19 protein-coding genes, 3 tRNA genes and 1 pseudogene are annotated in these 15,359 nt (G+C 71.4%); 10 read left to right on the plus strand and 13 right to left on the minus strand.

What is annotated here, in order from left to right; all coding sequences use genetic code 11:
- Positions 1-262: 262 nt before the first annotated feature.
- The 5 genes from rplA to KMS84_RS25370 all read right to left on the minus strand — a co-directional run bounded on the left by rplA (position 263) and on the right by KMS84_RS25370 (position 3,101).
- Positions 263-988 carry a 50S ribosomal protein L1 gene (gene rplA / locus KMS84_RS25350; protein WP_256918769.1) on the minus strand — a complete coding sequence of 242 codons (726 nt, stop codon included), beginning with the start codon at positions 986-988 and terminating at the stop codon, positions 263-265.
- An 83-nt stretch (positions 989-1,071) separates the two neighbouring features.
- Positions 1,072-1,506 carry a 50S ribosomal protein L11 gene (gene rplK, locus KMS84_RS25355; protein ID WP_020132675.1) on the minus strand — a complete coding sequence of 145 codons (435 nt, stop codon included), beginning with the start codon at positions 1,504-1,506 and terminating at the stop codon, positions 1,072-1,074.
- 170 nt (positions 1,507-1,676) lie between these two features.
- Positions 1,677-2,546, minus strand: coding sequence for a transcription termination/antitermination protein NusG (gene nusG / locus KMS84_RS25360; RefSeq protein WP_256918770.1), 870 nt, complete (start codon positions 2,544-2,546; stop codon positions 1,677-1,679).
- 80 nt (positions 2,547-2,626) lie between these two features.
- Positions 2,627-2,914, minus strand: coding sequence for a preprotein translocase subunit SecE (secE, locus tag KMS84_RS25365; RefSeq protein WP_256918771.1), 288 nt, complete (start codon positions 2,912-2,914; stop codon positions 2,627-2,629).
- 114 nt (positions 2,915-3,028) lie between these two features.
- Positions 3,029-3,101 (minus strand) — tRNA-Trp (locus KMS84_RS25370).
- A 259-nt stretch (positions 3,102-3,360) separates the two neighbouring features.
- Here KMS84_RS25370 and KMS84_RS25375 point away from each other — a divergent pair.
- Positions 3,361-4,587 (plus strand): pyridoxal phosphate-dependent aminotransferase, encoded by a 1,227-nt coding sequence (locus KMS84_RS25375; RefSeq protein ID WP_256918772.1) that lies wholly within the window; start codon positions 3,361-3,363, stop codon positions 4,585-4,587.
- Between the two features lie 135 nt (positions 4,588-4,722).
- Positions 4,723-5,754 carry an adenosine deaminase gene (locus KMS84_RS25380; protein ID WP_256918773.1) on the plus strand — a complete coding sequence of 344 codons (1,032 nt, stop codon included), beginning with the start codon at positions 4,723-4,725 and terminating at the stop codon, positions 5,752-5,754.
- A 151-nt stretch (positions 5,755-5,905) separates the two neighbouring features.
- Here the strand turns inward: KMS84_RS25380 and KMS84_RS25385 are convergent, their stop codons facing one another.
- Positions 5,906-6,493, minus strand: coding sequence for a TetR/AcrR family transcriptional regulator (locus KMS84_RS25385; RefSeq protein WP_256918774.1), 588 nt, complete (start codon positions 6,491-6,493; stop codon positions 5,906-5,908).
- A 97-nt stretch (positions 6,494-6,590) separates the two neighbouring features.
- Here KMS84_RS25385 and KMS84_RS25390 point away from each other — a divergent pair, with 97 nt between their 5' ends.
- Positions 6,591-7,223, plus strand: coding sequence for an NAD(P)-dependent oxidoreductase (locus KMS84_RS25390; protein WP_256918775.1), 633 nt, complete (start codon positions 6,591-6,593; stop codon positions 7,221-7,223).
- 93 nt (positions 7,224-7,316) lie between these two features.
- Here the strand turns inward: KMS84_RS25390 and KMS84_RS25395 are convergent, their stop codons facing one another.
- From KMS84_RS25395 to KMS84_RS25420, 6 genes are all read right to left on the minus strand, one after another.
- Positions 7,317-8,372, minus strand: a complete 1,056-nt coding sequence (locus KMS84_RS25395; protein ID WP_256918776.1) for a UDP-N-acetylmuramate dehydrogenase — start codon at positions 8,370-8,372, stop codon at positions 7,317-7,319.
- 190 nt (positions 8,373-8,562) lie between these two features.
- A complete protein-coding gene (locus tag KMS84_RS25400) occupies positions 8,563-8,991 on the minus strand; it encodes a MaoC family dehydratase (RefSeq protein ID WP_256918777.1) in 429 nt (142 codons plus the stop codon).
- 7 nt (positions 8,992-8,998) lie between these two features.
- Positions 8,999-9,481: a MaoC family dehydratase N-terminal domain-containing protein gene (locus tag KMS84_RS25405; protein ID WP_256918778.1), complete on the minus strand. Its 483-nt coding sequence runs from the start codon at positions 9,479-9,481 to the stop codon at positions 8,999-9,001.
- 129 nt (positions 9,482-9,610) lie between these two features.
- Entirely contained in the window at positions 9,611-9,775 is a 165-nt protein-coding gene (gene rpmG, locus KMS84_RS25410) for a 50S ribosomal protein L33 (RefSeq protein ID WP_003948671.1), read from the minus strand.
- A gap of 88 nt (positions 9,776-9,863) precedes the next feature.
- Positions 9,864-9,936: transfer RNA gene (locus tag KMS84_RS25415), tRNA-Met, on the minus strand.
- 46 nt (positions 9,937-9,982) lie between these two features.
- A tRNA-Thr gene (locus KMS84_RS25420) sits at positions 9,983-10,055 on the minus strand.
- Positions 10,056-10,333: 278 nt separating this feature from the next.
- On the opposite strand from KMS84_RS25420, the gene KMS84_RS25425 reads away from it, so the two are divergent.
- Both KMS84_RS25425 and KMS84_RS25430 read left to right on the plus strand, forming a co-directional pair.
- Complete coding sequence (locus KMS84_RS25425; protein WP_256918779.1) at positions 10,334-11,614, plus strand: amidohydrolase family protein; 1,281 nt, start codon at positions 10,334-10,336, stop codon at positions 11,612-11,614.
- Between the two features lie 275 nt (positions 11,615-11,889).
- Complete coding sequence (locus KMS84_RS25430; RefSeq protein ID WP_256918780.1) at positions 11,890-12,546, plus strand: SDR family oxidoreductase; 657 nt, start codon at positions 11,890-11,892, stop codon at positions 12,544-12,546.
- A gap of 80 nt (positions 12,547-12,626) precedes the next feature.
- On the opposite strand, the gene KMS84_RS25435 is transcribed toward KMS84_RS25430, so the two are convergent.
- Entirely contained in the window at positions 12,627-12,848 is a 222-nt protein-coding gene (locus KMS84_RS25435) for a hypothetical protein (protein ID WP_256918781.1), read from the minus strand.
- A 97-nt stretch (positions 12,849-12,945) separates the two neighbouring features.
- Between KMS84_RS25435 and KMS84_RS25440 the strand changes: the two genes are divergently transcribed.
- The 5 genes and pseudogenes from KMS84_RS25440 (at position 12,946) to KMS84_RS25460 (ending at position 15,241) form a co-directional block, all read left to right on the plus strand.
- The gene (locus tag KMS84_RS25440; RefSeq protein WP_256918782.1) at positions 12,946-13,224 is read left to right on the plus strand and encodes a hypothetical protein; all 279 of its coding nucleotides are present in this window, start codon (positions 12,946-12,948) and stop codon (positions 13,222-13,224) included.
- Positions 13,225-13,297: 73 nt separating this feature from the next.
- Positions 13,298-13,864: pseudogene (locus KMS84_RS25445) on the plus strand (conjugal transfer protein); the annotation flags it as partial.
- A complete protein-coding gene (locus tag KMS84_RS25450; protein ID WP_256918783.1) occupies positions 13,861-14,088 on the plus strand; it encodes a hypothetical protein in 228 nt (75 codons plus the stop codon). The pseudogene KMS84_RS25445 and the gene KMS84_RS25450, both read left to right, overlap by 4 nt.
- A 394-nt stretch (positions 14,089-14,482) precedes the next feature.
- Complete coding sequence (locus KMS84_RS25455; protein WP_256918784.1) at positions 14,483-14,665, plus strand: hypothetical protein; 183 nt, start codon at positions 14,483-14,485, stop codon at positions 14,663-14,665.
- A gap of 264 nt (positions 14,666-14,929) precedes the next feature.
- Positions 14,930-15,241 (plus strand): hypothetical protein, encoded by a 312-nt coding sequence (locus KMS84_RS25460; protein ID WP_256918785.1) that lies wholly within the window; start codon positions 14,930-14,932, stop codon positions 15,239-15,241.
- The last annotated feature ends 118 nt before the right edge of the window (positions 15,242-15,359 follow it).

Consider the following 15,359-nt stretch of genomic DNA (forward strand, 5'->3'; position numbering starts at 1 on the left):
CTGCTCCCCCGGTCGCTCCGGAACCCCCTGAGCCCCCCGAGCCGCAGGCCGTCACCCCCGCGAACAGCGTCACGGCAACGATCGACAGCCCCGCCCGGCGTACGGTCGCCCGCTTCATGCGCCCACCCCCCAGATTCCCGTGCCTGCACGCTAACCCACGGCACTGACAGCCGTCCGGGAAAGCGACCTACGGCAAAAGGGACGAGCCCCGCACCTCGAAAGGTTGCGGGGCTCGTCACCGACTGAGGGTGAGCTGTCAGGCTCAGACCGCGGCCGGGTCCTCCTCGACGAGGAGGTTGCGGGTGCGGTTCGGGTCGACCTGGATGCCGGGGCCGATCGTGGTGCTGATCGCGGCCTTCTTGATGTAGCGACCCTTGGCGGCGGACGGCTTCAGACGGAGGATCTCCTCCAGGGCCGCGCCGTAGTTCTCCACCAGCTTCGTGTCGTCGAAGGACGCCTTGCCGATGATGAAGTGCAGGTTCGAGTGCTTGTCGACGCGGAACTCGATCTTGCCGCCCTTGATGTCGGTGACGGCCTTGGCCACGTCGGGGGTGACGGTGCCGGTCTTCGGGTTCGGCATCAGACCACGCGGACCGAGCACGCGGCCGAGGCGGCCGACCTTGCCCATGAGGTCCGGGGTGGCGACGACGGCGTCGAAGTCCAGACGGCCCTTCGCGACCTCGTCGATCAGTTCGTCGGAGCCGACGATGTCGGCGCCCGCGGCCTCTGCGGCCGCAGCACGGTCACCGGTCGCGAAGACCAGGACCCGGGCGGTCTTGCCGGTGCCGTGCGGCAGGTTCACGGTGCCACGGACCATCTGGTCGGCCTTGCGCGGGTCGACACCCAGGCGGAAGGCGACCTCGACGGTGCCGTCGAACTTGCTCGTGGAGGTCTCCTTGGCGAGACGGACGGCCTCGAGCGGGGCGTAGAGCTTCTCCCGGTCGATCTTGGCGTCCGCAGCGCGGAGAGACTTGCTGCGCTTGCTCACTACTGCTCCTGGTGATTCTGAGGAGTCGTGGTCCGGGCCGAGCAGGCCCTTCCACACTTCTGCTTGGTACGGGGGGGGTGAGGTCAGCCCTCGACGGTGATGCCCATGGAACGGGCGGTGCCGGCGATGATCTTCGACGCGGCGTCCAGGTCGTTGGCGTTCAGGTCGGGCAGCTTGGTCGTGGCGATCTCACGGACCTGCGCCTCGGTGATCTTGGCGACCTTGGTCTTGTGCGGCTCGCCCGAGCCCTTCTCCACACCCGCGGCCTTGAGGATCATCTTCGCGGCCGGCGGCGTCTTGGTGATGAAGGTGAAGGAGCGGTCCTCGTAGACCGTGATCTCCACCGGGATCACCCAGCCACGCTGCGACTCGGTCGCGGCGTTGTAGGCCTTGCAGAACTCCATGATGTTGACGCCGTGCTGGCCGAGCGCGGGGCCGACCGGCGGGGCCGGGTTCGCCGCACCGGCGTTGATCTGGAGCTTGATGAGCCCCGTGACCTTCTTCTTCTTGGGAGGCATTGCTCTCTCCGGGTCCTAGTGAGAGTTTTTCAGCCGTCCGGTCCGGATGATCCGGATGGAGGCATACCGCACAACGATAACGGGTATCCATGCGCGGCCAAAAACCGAGCAGGTCAGGCGAGCTGTGACAGCCCGCCTGACCTGTTCGGAGGCGTGGGTTCCAGAAGGAGCTAGTTCTTCTGGATCTGGTCGAAGCTCAGCTCGACCGGGGTCTCGCGGCCGAAGATCTCGACGAGACCCTTGACCTTCTTCGAGTCCGCGTTGATCTCGTTGATCGTGGCCTGCAACGTGGCGAACGGACCGTCGGTGACGGTGACCGAGTCGCCCACCTCGAAGTCCAGCACCTGGACCTCGACCTTGCGGGACGGGGCCGGCTTGCCCTCGGCCTCGGCGGCCTCACGGGCGGCCTTCTCCTCGGCCTCCGGGGCGAGCATCTTGACGATCTCGTCCAGGGTCAGCGGGTACGGGTCGTAGGCGTTGCCCACGAAGCCGGTCACGCCGGGAGTGTTGCGGACGACGCCCCAGGACTCGTTCGTCAGGTCCATGCGCACCAGCACGTAGCCGGGGAGCTTGTTCTGACGGATCGTCTTGCGGTCGCCGTTCTTGATCTGGACGACCTCTTCCTGCGGCACCTCGGCCTGGAAGATGTAGTCCTCGACGTTCAGGGAGACCGCGCGCTGCTCCAGGTTGGTCTTCACGCGGTTCTCGTAGCCGGCGTAGGTGTGGATGACGTACCACTCGCCGGGGAGGGTGCGCAGCTCCTCGCGCAGGGCGACGACGGGGTCGACGGGCTCGGCCGGCTCCGCCTCCTCGGCCGCCTCGTCGAGGGGGGCCTCGTCGGCGTCCTCGTCCTCGGCGGTTCCGGTGGCGTCGTCGCTCTCGGCGTCCTCGTCCTCGACGTGGAGTGCGGCTTCCTCGGCGGGCTCGCCCGCTTCGGCTTCGGCAGCCTCGAACTCGTCCAGGTCCTCGTCCGCGCCCTCGACGATGTCGAGCTCGTCGTCCACGGACTCGACGTCCTCGTTCAGGTTCTGGTCAGACACGGTGGCTGCTTCTTCCTGGATACATAGGGGTGGAACATGCGAAAGGGGCGCCGGATACCTCGGCGCCCTTCGCTCTTGGATCAGCCGAAGACGTACTTGGCGGCGTGGCTGAGCCCATAGTCAATCACGGTCACCAGGCCGATCATGATGACGACGAAGACGATCACCACGGTCGTGTACGTCGTCAGCTGGTTGCGCGTCGGCCAGACGACCTTGCGAAGCTCCGCGATGATCTGACGGTAGAAGGTCGCGAGGCGCTTCAGCGGACCCTTCTTGGCCCGCTTGCCGCCCTTGCGGGCCTTCTTCTTCGCCTCAGGCGCCTCGTCCTGGGCATCAGGCGTGTCGATGGAGCCCACGGCGTCCGCCATTCGTCCTCACCTGTTCCCGGGTCGTGGCCGTGCCGCGCCCGGTGTGAGCCGCACGGCGAGTGCATTGCTGTACGTACATGCGCTGCGCACACATCCTGGTGACGGAGTGTGTAGCAGGGCCGGAGGGACTTGAACCCCCAACCGCTGGTTTTGGAGACCAGTGCTCTACCAATTGAGCTACGACCCTTTGTGTGTCCCCCAACGTACCGCATCCGACCGGGTGCTCGGTGTGCACCTGGGAGGCGCGGCTGTCGAAGGCCAACGACGTGTGAGTGTACGTGGTCTTGCGCGCCTCGTCGAACGTAAAGGGCCTGCGGAGACCCTCTCGGCGCAAGATCGCCCAGCAGGGGAACGGAATCCGGACGGATGTTCAGGCCTTTGCCCGCACATGTTCAGTACGTGAAACCCGTGTGCCCGGGTGGTTTCCGGTCTGAAACCATGGGGCCATGAGCGCTGCAACCCCTCCCACCGAGCGCCGGGTCTCCGCCCGAGTCGGCGCGATCTCCGAGTCCGCCACCCTCGCCGTGGACGCCAAGGCCAAGGCCCTGAAGGCCGCCGGGCGGCCGGTGATCGGCTTCGGCGCCGGTGAACCCGACTTCCCGACTCCGGACTACATCGTCGAGGCGGCCGTCGAGGCCTGCAAGAACCCGAAGTACCACCGGTACACGCCGGCCGGCGGTCTGCCCGAGCTGAAGGCCGCCATCGCCGCCAAGACGCTGCGCGACTCCGGCTACGAGGTCGACGCGGCGCAGATCCTCGTCACCAACGGCGGCAAGCAGGCCATCTACGAGGCCTTCGCCGCGATCCTCGACCCGGGCGACGAGGTCATCGTCCCGGCGCCGTACTGGACGACGTACCCGGAGTCCATCCGGCTGGCCGGCGGCGTCCCCGTGGACGTCGTGGCCGACGAGACCACCGGCTACCGGGTCTCGATCGAGCAGCTGGAGGCGGCGCGCACCGAGAAGACGAAGGTCGTGCTCTTCGTCTCCCCGTCGAACCCGACCGGCGCGGTCTACAGCGCCGAGGACGCCGAGGCGATCGGCCGCTGGGCCGTCGAGCACGGCCTGTGGGTGATGACGGACGAGATCTACGAGCACCTCGTCTACGGCGACGCCACGTTCACCTCGCTGCCGGCGGTCGTCCCCGAGCTGCGCGACAAGTGCATCGTCGTCAACGGCGTCGCCAAGACGTACGCGATGACCGGCTGGCGGGTGGGCTGGATCATCGGCCCGAAGGACGTCGTCAAGGCCGCGACGAACCTTCAGTCGCACGCCACCTCGAACGTCTCCAACGTGGCACAGGTCGCCGCCCTGGCCGCCGTCTCCGGCGACCTGTCGGCCGTGGAGAAGATGCGCGAGGCGTTCGACCGGCGTCGTAAGACGATCGTGCGCATGCTCAACGAGATCGACGGCGTGCTCTGCCCGGAGCCCGAGGGCGCGTTCTACGCCTACCCGTCCGTGAAGGCGCTGCTCGGCAAGGAGATCCGCGGCAGGCGTCCGCGCAACTCGGTCGAGCTGGCCGCGCTCATCCTGGAAGAGGCCGAGGTCGCGGTCGTGCCCGGCGAGGCCTTCGGCACGCCGGGGTACCTGCGTCTGTCCTACGCGCTGGGCGACGAGGACCTCGTCGAGGGCGTGAGCCGCGTCCAGAAGCTGCTGGCGGAGGCCAGGGACTGACCCCCTCTCCCACCTGCTTCCATCAACAGGCAGCGGGCCGTCTCCTGCGGGAGGCGGCCCGCTGCTGTGTGCGAGCAAGACCACGTTCGGGGAATCGGCTACCCGGACGACACCCGCGTACGGCAGGATTCCTGAATGGAGCGCGTACGTGATGTCTCTGAACTGCCGAAGGCCCATCTGCACCTGCACTTCACCGGCTCGATGCGGCCCACCACCGTGCTGGAACTGGCCGACAAGCACGGCGTGCGCCTGCCGGAGGCGCTGACCGAGGCGCTGACGAGCGGGGAGCCGCCCAGACTGCGGGCCACCGACGAGCGGGGCTGGTTCCGCTTCCAGCGCCTCTACGACGCCGCGCGTTCCTGTCTGCGGGAGCCCGAGGACATACAGCGTCTGGTGCGCGAGGCGGCGGAGGAGGACCTCAGGGACGGCTCGGGCTGGCTGGAGATCCAGGTCGACCCGACGTCGTACGCGCCCCGGCTGGGCGGCCTGATCCCGGCGCTGGAGATCATCCTCGACGCGGTGGAGACGACCTCGCGCGACACCGGGCTCGGGATGCGGGTGCTGGTCGCGGCCAACCGGATGAAGCACCCGCTGGACGCCCGCACCCTGGCCCGGCTGGCCGTGCGCTACGCCGACCGCGGGGTGATCGGCTTCGGGCTGTCGAACGACGAACGCCGGGGTCTGGCACGGGACTTCGACCGGGCCTTCGCCATCGCCCGGGAAGGCGGGCTGCTGTCCGCCCCGCACGGCGGTGAGCTGACCGGGCCGGCGTCCGTGCGGGACTGCCTGGACGACCTGCACGCCGATCGCCTGGGGCACGGGGTGCGGGCGGCCGAGGACCCCCGGCTGCTGAGGAAGCTGGCCGAACGCGGTGTGACCTGCGAGGTCTGCCCCGCCTCGAACGTGGCTCTCGGGGTGTACGAGAAGCCGGAGGACGTGCCGCTGCGGACCCTGTTCGACGCCGGGGTGCCGATGGCGCTCGGCGCCGACGACCCGCTGCTGTTCGGTTCGCGTCTGGCGGCCCAGTACGACATCGCCCGCGAGCATCACGCCTTCACGGACGAGGAGTTGGCCGAACTCGCCCGGCAGTCGGTCCGGGGTTCGGCGGCGCCGGAGGACATCCGGCAGAAACTGCTGGCGGGCGTGGACGACTGGCTCGCGTCCTGAGCCGCCCGCCGGACGCCGCGGCCTCCCGGACCGCGCGTCGGACCGCCCGCCGGGCAGCTCCTGCCCGTCGGCGGGCGTTCCCGGACGGCCCCGGGGTCGTCCCGGGCGACGGGCCGGCGCCCGGAGGCGAGCGGTCCGCCCCGCTGAGCTCTCACGCGGCGACGGCGGCCAGGAGGGTGCGCGCGAGACGGGCGGCGAAGACGTCCGCCTCGGGCCGCTCGTCCGCCGCGTCGTAGGCGTACGCGCGCTGCGCGCACGCGCCCAGCAGCAGCGAGGCCGCGGCGAAGACGTCCGCGTCCGCCCGCACCCGGCCCACCGTCTGCTCGGCCCGCAGATAGGCAGCGAGCTGCTCGATCGGCACGTGCGGCCCGACCCCCAGTTTCCGCAGGGCCTCGTCGTGCCGCCGCTTCAGCTGCGTCTCGGCGTACAGGGAGGCCGCGATCGGGAAGCTCTCCTCGTAGAAGAGGGCGGCCTGGCGGGCGATGTCCGTGAGGTTGCCTTCGAGCGTGCCGCGTCCCGGTTCGTCGACGAGGCTGCCGAGCAGCGGGGTCAGCCGGGGCAGCCGTTCCGCGAGGACCCGGATGAACAGCTCCTCCTTGCTCGCGAAGTACTTGTAGAGCGCCGCCTCGGAACAGCCGGCGGCCTTGGCGATCTCCTTGGTGGTGACGCGGGCCAGCCCGAGCGTGAGCATCAGCTCGTGCGCGGCGTCGAGGATGCGGACGCGGGCCGGTCGCTCCATCGGATTCCCCTCTTGACGGGTGAGTGAATGCTTACCCACTCTAGAGGAGGCAGGGGTGAGTGAACACTCACCCGCCTGTTCCGACTGGGGGAGCACCATGAGGTTCACCGTTTTCGGCGCCACCGGAGGCATCGGCCGGGAGGTCGTCCGCCAGGCCCTGGGCGCGGGCCACGAGGTCACCGCCGTGGTCCGGGATCCCGCCGGGCTCGGCGTCACCGGCGAAGGGCTGGAGGTGGTCCGCGCTGACCTGACCGATCCACGGCCGCTGCGCGCCGCGGTCGCCGGCCGGGACGCGGTGCTGTCCGGCCTCGGAGCGCGCCGGCGCAAGGACGCCGGGGTCGCCGCCCGGCTCACCCGCACCGTGCTGACGGCCCTGGAGGCGGAGGGCGTGCGCCGGCTGCTCGTCGTGAGCGCCGCCCCGGTGGGCCCGGCCGCCGAGGACGACGGCGCCCTGGACCGCGCCCTGCGCTCCCTCGTCTCGGCCGCCCTGAAGGACGTGTACGCCGACCTGCGCGAGATGGAGTCCGAGCTGGCGCGCAGCGCCACGGACTGGACGGTCGTGCGCCCGCCGCGCCTGCAGAACAAGCCGCTCACCGGGTCCTACCGCACGGCGGTGGGCGGCTTCCCGCCCCGGGGCCGGTTCATCGGCCGCGCCGACGTGGCCCACGCGATGCTGGCCATGGTGACGAACACGGGCACGGTGAAGCAGGGGGTGGGGGTCGCCTACTAGGGCCGGGCCGGGTGGGATGCGGCAGCCGAGCGGGACGCGGCTCGCGTCCCGCCCGGCAGCGGCAGCGGGCAGCCCCCGCCCGGCATCGGGCCCCTACAGCTCGACGCCCACCATCACCGGCTCGTTGACCAGCGTGACGCCGAAGGCCTCGCGCACCCCGGCGACCACCTCGCGGGCCAGCTCCAGCAGGTCGTCCGCCGTGGCCGCGCCCCGGTTGGTGAGGGCGAGGGTGTGCTTCGTGGAGATGCGGGCGGGCCCGCTGCCGTACCCCTTGGTGAAGCCCGCCTTGTCGATCAGCCAGGCGGCGGAGGTCTTGGTGTGGCCCGTCCCTGCGGGGTAGGCGGGCGGCTCGACCGCCTCCCCGAGCCGCTCCCGCACGCGCGCGTGGAAGGCGGCGAAGTCGGCGTCGGCGAGGATGGGGTTGGTGAAGAACGAGCCGGCCGACCAGGTGTCGTGGTCCTCCGGGTCGAGCACCATGCCCTTCCCCGCGCGCAGCTTCAGCACGGTCTCGCGGGCGTCGGCGAGCGGCACGCGGTCCCCGGGCTCGACGCCCAGCGCGCGGGCCGTCTCGGCGTATTTCAGGGGCGCCGACAGCCCGCCCGCGTCCTCCAGCTCGAACCGGACGCGCAGGACGACGTACCGCTCGGGGTCGGCCTTGAAGCGGCTGTGCCGGTAGGAGAAGGCGCACTCCTCACCGGTGAGCGCGACCGTCTCGCCCGCCCGCCGGTCGTAGGCGACGACCTCGGTGATCGTGGAGGAGACCTCCTGGCCATAGGCCCCGACGTTCTGGATCGGGGTGGCCCCGGCCGAACCGGGGATGCCGGCCAGGCACTCGACGCCGGCGAGCCCGGCCTCCACCGTGCGGGCGACGGCGTCGGTCCACACCTCGCCCGCGGCCAGCTCGAGCCGCGTCCCGACGAGCTCGTAGCCGCGCGTGGCGATGCGCAGGGCGGTGCCCGGGAAGCCCTTGTCGCCGATGACGAGGTTCGAGCCGCCGCCGACGATCAGCAGCGGTGTGCCGTCGGCGTCGGCCTCGCGCACGGCGGCGATCACCTCGGCGTCGGTCGTCGCGGTCACGAGCCTGGCGGCGGGACCGCCCAGCCGGAAGGTGGTCAGCGGGGCGAGGGGGGCGTCACGGAGTTCCTGCACGCGCCCAGCCTACGAGACGGGACCGACACGGCCCGGCCAGGCATCCCGCCTGCGGACGCCCGGGGACGCCCGGGAACGCGTAAGGGGCGCCCCCTCTGGGAGGACGCCCCTTACCGCATCTCCTCGGCCGGTCACGGTCGCCGCGGGCCGGCGGCGCCCGGCCCGGACGTGCTCGGGCCGCCGGACGCGCTCAGGCCAGCCGTACGACGGCCCGGGACATCCCGAGGACCTTGAGCCCGCCGCTGGTCACCGTCAGGTCGACCCGCACGGTCCGGTCGTCGAGCTTGGCGCCGACCTTGCCGGTCACCTCGATGACCGCGCCCAGGTCGTCGTTCGGGACGACGACGGGCTTGGTGAAGCGCACGCCGTAGTCCACGAGCGCTCCCGGGTCGCCGGTCCAGTCGGTGACGACGCGGATCGCCTCGGCCATGGTGAACATGCCGTGCGCGATGACGTCCGGCAGGCCCACCTCCTTGGCGAACCGCTCGTTCCAGTGGATCGGGTTGAAGTCCCCGGAGGCCCCCGCGTACTGCACGAGCGTGGCGCGGTTCACAGGGAAGGACTGGGCCGGCAGCTCGGTGCCGACCTCGACGTCGTCGTAAGCGATCTTCGCCGTCATCGGTTCCTCACGCCTTCCCGTCGGCCCGTGCCGGAGCGTCCGCGGGCTCGGCCGCGCGGGCGACGAGCTTCGTCCAGGCGGTCACGACGTGCTCGCCGGCCTCGTCGTGCACCTCGCCGCGGATGTCCAGGATGTCGTTGCCCGCCATGGACTTGACGGCCTCGATGGTCGAGGTGACCGTGAGCCGGTCACCGGCGCGGACCGGGCGCCGGTAGGCGAACTTCTGGTCCCCGTGCACCACGCGGCTGTAGTCCAGGCCCAGCTGGGGGTCCTGGACGACCTGGCCGGCCGCCTTGAAGGTGATCGAGAACACGAACGTCGGCGGCGCGATCACGTCCGGGTGTCCCAGGGCCTTGGCGGCCTCCGGGTCGGTGTACGCCGGGTGCGCGTCCCCCACGGCTTCGGCGAACTCGCGGATCTTCTCCCGGCCGACCTCATAGGGATCGGTGGGCGGGTAGGTCCGCCCGACGAAGGACTGGTCGAGTGCCATGGGCCTCGGCACCTCCTGATGTGTTCCGCGCCGCTCGGGAACTGCGTCGCTCTACTGACCGGTACGAGTCGCTCAACGACACGAGGCCGCCCCCGATCACTCGGGGACGGCCTCGTGTACGAGCCTGATTTATCGCGTTTCGCGGTGCGCGGTGTGCGCGTTGCAACGCGGGCAGTGCTTCTTCATCTCCAGTCGGTCCGGGTTGTTACGCCGGTTCTTCTTGGTGATGTAGTTCCGCTCCTTGCACTCCACGCAGGCCAGCGTGATCTTCGGGCGGACGTCGGTGGCAGCCACAGGAGTGCTCCTTGACGAACGGATGGGACGATTAACGCATAAAAGAGTAGCCGATCGAAGGACCGACCCCACAATCGGCTACTGTCAGTAGCGGTGACCGGACTTGAACCGGTGACACAGCGATTATGAGCCGCTTGCTCTACCGACTGAGCTACACCGCTTTGATGGGATCGGGCCCCGCCTCGCGACGGGAACCTCACCCACCAGAGCCCCAATACGGAATCGAACCGTAGACCTTCTCCTTACCATGGAGACGCTCTACCGACTGAGCTATTGGGGCGAGCGAGGAAGACATTACACGGTCCGCAGCCGTTCACCCAAATCCGTTTCGCGGGCCCTTCCGGGACCGCCCGGAGGGCCGTCCGCCGAGGTCCCGGCAGCCTCTCGAGCCCCTCCCGCACAGCGGGCCACACCGGTACGACTATTGCGCTCCTCCCCGCCCGCGCCGAACCGCCGTCCTAGGCTCGACTCACTCTGCGTGATCACGCGTCCCCGTGCGACGCCTGCGTCCTCAGCGTGTGCTGCGTCCCCCGCGCAGTCCCGAGCCCCTGGAGCGCGATGCCCGACAGCCAGCCGCAGCCGCCCCACTCCTGGTCGTCCTCCACCGGCGCCTCCGACGGCTCGACCGACCCGGCGGCCCTGCTGCTGTGCGGGGCCCGCCTGACGGACGGCCGGACCGTGGACGTCCGGCTGGGCCGCGGACGGATCGAGGCGGTCGGCACGGCGGGCAGCCTGACGGCCGGGCCGGGCCGCTCGGGCACGCCCGCCGGCGCCCGCGTCGACCTCGGCGGCTACCTGCTGCTCCCGGCCCCAGCCGAGCCGCACGCCCACGCCGACACCGCGCTCACGGCCGACGCCGACGGCCCCGTCTCGTACGCCCCCCTGGACGTCCAGCGCCGCGCCACGGAGGCGGTGCTGGTGCAGCTGGGCCACGGCGCGACCGCGCTGCGCGCCCACGTCCACGTGGGCGACGTCCAGGGACTCGGCGCGCTGGCCGCCGTCCTGCGCGCCCGGCGCTCGCTGCGCGGACTGGCCGAACTGACGACCGTGGCGATGCCCCGGGTGCTGACCGGCGCGGCGGGAGCGGACGGACTCGCCATGCTCCGGGACGCGGTGAAGATGGGCGCCTCGGCGGTGGGCGGCTGCCCGGACCTGGATCCCGACCCCACCGGCTACGTGGAGGCCGTGCTCGAGGTCGCCGCCGAGCACGGCTGTCCCGTCGACCTGCACACCGACGGCGGCGACCCCGCCCGTCTGGCCCGTATCGCCGCGATGGCCGGCGGCCTGCGCCCCGGCGTCGCCCTCAGCCCCTGCGGCGGCCTCGACCGCCTTCCCGCCGAGGCGGCCGGCCGGACCGCCGACCAACTGGCCGCCGCCGGCGTGACGGTGGTCTGCCTCCCGCAGGGCGGCTGCGCGGGCGTCGACCAGCGGGGCACGGCCCCGGTCCGGCTGCTGCGCGCGGCCGGGGTGCGCGTGGCGGCCGGCAGCGGGGCGTTGCGCGACGTCGGCAACCCGGTCGGCCGCGGCGACCCCCTGGAGGCGGCCTACCTCCTGGCCTCGCGACACGGCCTGCGCCCCGAGGACGCCTACGACACCGTGAGCGCGTCCGCGCGCGCCACGCTGGGGCTGCCCGAGGTGCGCGTCGAGGCCGGCTTCCCGGCCGACCTCCTGGCCGTCCGCGGCGAGCGGCTGGCAGGCGCCCTGTCCCTGGCGTACAGCAGGATCGTCATCCACCGGGGGCGCGTGGTGGCCCGTACGAGCGCGGTCCGCGAGTACTGCGACTCGGCGGTCTCCACGGAGTCGGGCCTGCCGAGACAGGGGCGCGGGGACCTCTCCTGAAGTCCCGGGGCCGCCCCCCTTCCCGACCGGCGGGCCGGGCGACGGCGACCGCGACCGCGACGGCAACAGCGACGGCGAGGCGATGGCGATAGCGATAGCGATGGGCGATGTCCACTCGCCCGCGGCCTTCGCGCCCCCGTCCACCGGAACGTCCGCGCGCGGACGCTTCCTGACCGGTCGTCGGGCGGTCCGGGCAGGACGAGGGGGCGGGGTGGTCGATCTCCGCGGCCCGGGCCGTGCGGCGAACGCGGTCCGCCGGGCGTACGGTCGAGAGCATGCGCATTGTCATCGCTGGTGGTCACGGTCAGATCGCGCTGCGGCTGGAGCGTCTGCTCGCCGCGCGCGGGGACGAGGTAGCGGGGATCATCCGCAAGGCGGAACAGAGCGACGACCTACGGGCGGCCGGCGCCGAACCGGTCGTCCTGGACCTGGAGTCGGCGTCCGTCGAGGAGGTCGCCGAGCGGCTGCGGAGCGCGGACGCGGCCGTGTTCGCGGCGGGCGCGGGCCCGGGCAGCGGGGTGGCCCGCAAGGACACCGTGGACAAGGGCGCCGCCGTGCTGTTCGCCGACGCGGCCGTGCGGGCGGGGGTGCGCCGTTTCGTGGTCGTCTCGTCCATGGGCGCGGACCCCGACCATCAGGGCGACGAGATCTTCGACGTCTACCAGCGCGCCAAGGGCGAGGCGGACGCCTACGTGCGGGGCCTGGACTCCCTCGACTGGACGATCCTGCGCCCGGGCGCCCTCACCGACGACGCCGGCACCGGCCTGGTCCGCCTGGAGGCCCGTACGGGCAGGGGTCCGGTCCCCCGCGACGACGTGGCCGCCGTCCTGGCCGAACTGCTCGACACCCCGGCGACGTCCGGCCTCGTCCTGGAGCTGATCAGCGGCTCCGCCCCGGTGGCCGTGGCGGTGAAGGCGGTGGCGGGGAACTGACCCGGACGCCTCCCGTCCGCCGCGGAGAGCCGCGCACACGGCGGGAGGCGGGAGGCGGAAGGCCCCGGAGGACTGGAGGACTAGAAGAGCGGCAGTTGTCCGGGGAACTCCGGCACGACATAGCCGTCCAAGGACGGCTGCGCGGCCCCCAGTTGCGCCGTGCTGCGGGAGCCGGGGCACGACACCAGGTCCCGGCTCTCCCGCGCCCCGGGCGGGTCGTGCCGGGCGAACCGGCCGGCGACGACGGCGATCTCGCGACGGCACTCCGGACAGGTACGGCGACGACTCGACGCGCTGGACATGGGGCCAGTCTGCCCCAGTGGGCCACGCGGGTACCCCTGGCGGGACGCGCCCCGCTCACCGCGCGGAACCGGGCCGACCTCCCTAGCATCCGTACACGTGGCACATACCTTCGAGGAACTCGTGCAGAAGCAACGCGCGGCCGACGAGGCACACGCGAGGGTCGAAGAGCTGCGGGACGCCTATGGCGCGCCCACGGCCAGTCCCTGGTCGGAGATCCAGACCGACACCTACGAGACCGCGTGGCGCGCCTGGCGCGACCTGGCCAGGGACGTCCAGGCCACGGTGACCGAGTACGCCAAGGACGAGAACAAACCGCGCAACGACGTCGAGGCGGAGGTGAAGCAGGCGGCGAAGCCCCCTGCCGAGGACGGCTGAGGCCACGCTCCCCCGCCGCGGTCCCGCCCTCCGGCCGCCCACACGAAGGAACCCCGCTAGGGCCGCGATCACGGAGGTCGGAGTCGGCGACACGGCCCTCGGATCGAGGCTGCTGGACGTCCAGCGCGACCGGATCACCGCCGGCGCTGACGCGGCCCTCGCCTCGATGTTCGGCGTCCCCGCCCCGATTCCGGCAAGCGGGAATGCGGAGGAATCTACCGAGACCGAGAGGAATCAGTCTAGGGTTGACCCGCTCGAATCGCCCCCTCCGCCCGCAGTCACGCTGACCCGCTTGAGGGTGCCGGATCCGGTCGCGGTCGACCTGGGCAAGTCGACTCTGCCACTCAAGCCCGCCCGCGCGATCCCCACCCCGATCGCGGGCCCGGTCGCGGTTCCTGCGGAGTCGAGTCGGCGGCGCGGGGCGACCGGCCGTGTCCCGGACGCCGCTCGATCGCTCCGACCGAAGCGCACGGCGGATGAGTTGCTCGCCGAAGCGCGCAAGGCCACGGCCGATTGGACGGCCGCGCAGATCACCGCTGAGGGGATCCGCCGCGAGATTCACACCTCGCCCGCGAACGCCCGAATGCTGCGAGACCCCCTGCTCGCCGAACGGGCCCGCACGGTGGGGGTGGCTCGATGACCACACACGCCACTACGCAGGTGAAGTCGTTCAGCTTCAGCGGCGGCGTGCAGTCCATGGCCGCCATGGTCCTCGCAGCCACCGGCGAGCTGGACTATCGCACCTTCCTGATGGCCAATGTCGGGGACGACTCCGAGCACCCCGCACCCTGCGCTACCTGCACCGTCACGCGATCCCGTACGCCGAAGCGCACGGCCTTGAGCTGGTGGTGCTGGACAGGGTGATGAAGCGCTCCGGCGAGGTCCGCACGCTCGATCAGGACCTCACGCGGGAGGGCTCACGGTCGCTGAAGATTCCGATTCGCATTACCAACGGGCCCCTGGCCCCCGCGCCTGTACGGCCCAGTTCAAAATCAAGGTCGTCGGCGACGAACTCAAACGCCGCGGGGCAACGAAGGACGCCCCGGCGACGGTCGGGATCGGCATCAGCATCGACGAGATCCACCGGACCAACAAGCGTCGCTGCGAGCCGCACGAGCACATCGAATACCCGCTGCGCTGCTGGAACGCGGGATCTGCCGAATCGACTGCGCCCGCATCATCCGCAGCGCCGACCTGCCGGTGCCGCCGAAGTCGCCGTGCTGATTGCCCGTTCCTCCGACCCGAGACATGGCACGACATGCGCCGCAGCGAACCCGAGCTGTTCGAACGCGCCGGCCAGCTCGAAGAACTCCTCAACCGCCGCCGCGCCGGACTCGGGAAGAACCACGTGTGGTTGACCCGCTTCAACAGGCCGCTCCGCGCCGCGGTCCCGGACGGCGTCGACACCCTGCCGTTCGACGAAATGGGACTCCGGCTGTGACTCCGGCTGGTGCATGACCTGACCGGCTACAGGCTGTCCAGGAACCTCAAGACCGCCGACACAACGCCGTAGCGCCGGCGATGTGCCTTGCTGCAGAACCGGCGTCGACGCCACCCACTGCGCGGCTGCTTAACCGGCGCATCACACCACTTGCACGGCCGCGTCCCGCGCTCTAATCCCCCGCCCACAGACCCACCGTAGCGGGCCCCTGCGCGGACGCACCGTCCCCTGTCACTCATCTCATCTCTGAGGGAGTCCTTCACCATGGGCAAGCCCGGCACCCGCCGCATCGACCGTGAGATCAGCAAGACCACCCGCAAGCCGGAAGCTGTCCGCAAGGGCGAGATGTGGCCGCTGACCAGCGCGGAGCGCCGCGCCGTGATCGGCGCGCTCGCCGGCGGCTCCTACCGGGTCCTGCGCGGCAAGAGCACCGGCCGCGAGGAGAATCGGCTGGACTCCGTCGCCGGCTCGGCCGAGACCCGGCTGACCGCCGAGCTGACCGCGCTGCACATGGAGCGTCAGCGGATCGTGCGCGAGGCCGCCGCCATCAGGGCCGCCAAGAAGTCCCAGGGCTGATGGTGAGCGTGCCCGCGAAGCCCATGCCGCCGGGCGAGTGCCCGCAGTGCTGGCAGCACGTCCACGACAGCAGCATCCACCGCAAGCTCGGCCCGCGCGAGGACTGCCCCCAGTGCGT

The organism is Streptomyces hilarionis, assembly GCF_024539675.1.
In the GTDB taxonomy this organism is placed as follows: Bacteria; Actinomycetota; Actinomycetes; order Streptomycetales; family Streptomycetaceae; genus Streptomyces; species Streptomyces hilarionis.

Bases quoted from the DNA above. Each gene is read 5' to 3' on its own strand.
- rplK (WP_020132675.1), bottom strand. From the start codon at position 1,506: ATGCCTCCCAAGAAGAAGAAGGTCACGGGGCTCATCAAGCTCCAGATC.
- secE (WP_256918771.1), bottom strand. From the start codon at position 2,914: ATGGCGGACGCCGTGGGCTCCATCGACACGCCTGATGCCCAGGACGAG.
- KMS84_RS25375 (WP_256918772.1), top strand. From the start codon at position 3,361: ATGAGCGCTGCAACCCCTCCCACCGAGCGCCGGGTCTCCGCCCGAGTC.
- KMS84_RS25380 (WP_256918773.1), top strand. From the start codon at position 4,723: ATGGAGCGCGTACGTGATGTCTCTGAACTGCCGAAGGCCCATCTGCAC.
- KMS84_RS25385 (WP_256918774.1), bottom strand. From the start codon at position 6,493: ATGGAGCGACCGGCCCGCGTCCGCATCCTCGACGCCGCGCACGAGCTG.
- KMS84_RS25390 (WP_256918775.1), top strand. From the start codon at position 6,591: ATGAGGTTCACCGTTTTCGGCGCCACCGGAGGCATCGGCCGGGAGGTC.
- KMS84_RS25400 (WP_256918777.1), bottom strand. From the start codon at position 8,991: ATGACGGCGAAGATCGCTTACGACGACGTCGAGGTCGGCACCGAGCTG.
- KMS84_RS25405 (WP_256918778.1), bottom strand. From the start codon at position 9,481: ATGGCACTCGACCAGTCCTTCGTCGGGCGGACCTACCCGCCCACCGAT.
- KMS84_RS25425 (WP_256918779.1), top strand. From the start codon at position 10,334: ATGCCCGACAGCCAGCCGCAGCCGCCCCACTCCTGGTCGTCCTCCACC.
- KMS84_RS25430 (WP_256918780.1), top strand. From the start codon at position 11,890: ATGCGCATTGTCATCGCTGGTGGTCACGGTCAGATCGCGCTGCGGCTG.
- KMS84_RS25435 (WP_256918781.1), bottom strand. From the start codon at position 12,848: ATGTCCAGCGCGTCGAGTCGTCGCCGTACCTGTCCGGAGTGCCGTCGC.
- KMS84_RS25450 (WP_256918783.1), top strand. From the start codon at position 13,861: ATGACCACACACGCCACTACGCAGGTGAAGTCGTTCAGCTTCAGCGGC.
- KMS84_RS25455 (WP_256918784.1), top strand. From the start codon at position 14,483: ATGCGCCGCAGCGAACCCGAGCTGTTCGAACGCGCCGGCCAGCTCGAA.
- KMS84_RS25460 (WP_256918785.1), top strand. From the start codon at position 14,930: ATGGGCAAGCCCGGCACCCGCCGCATCGACCGTGAGATCAGCAAGACC.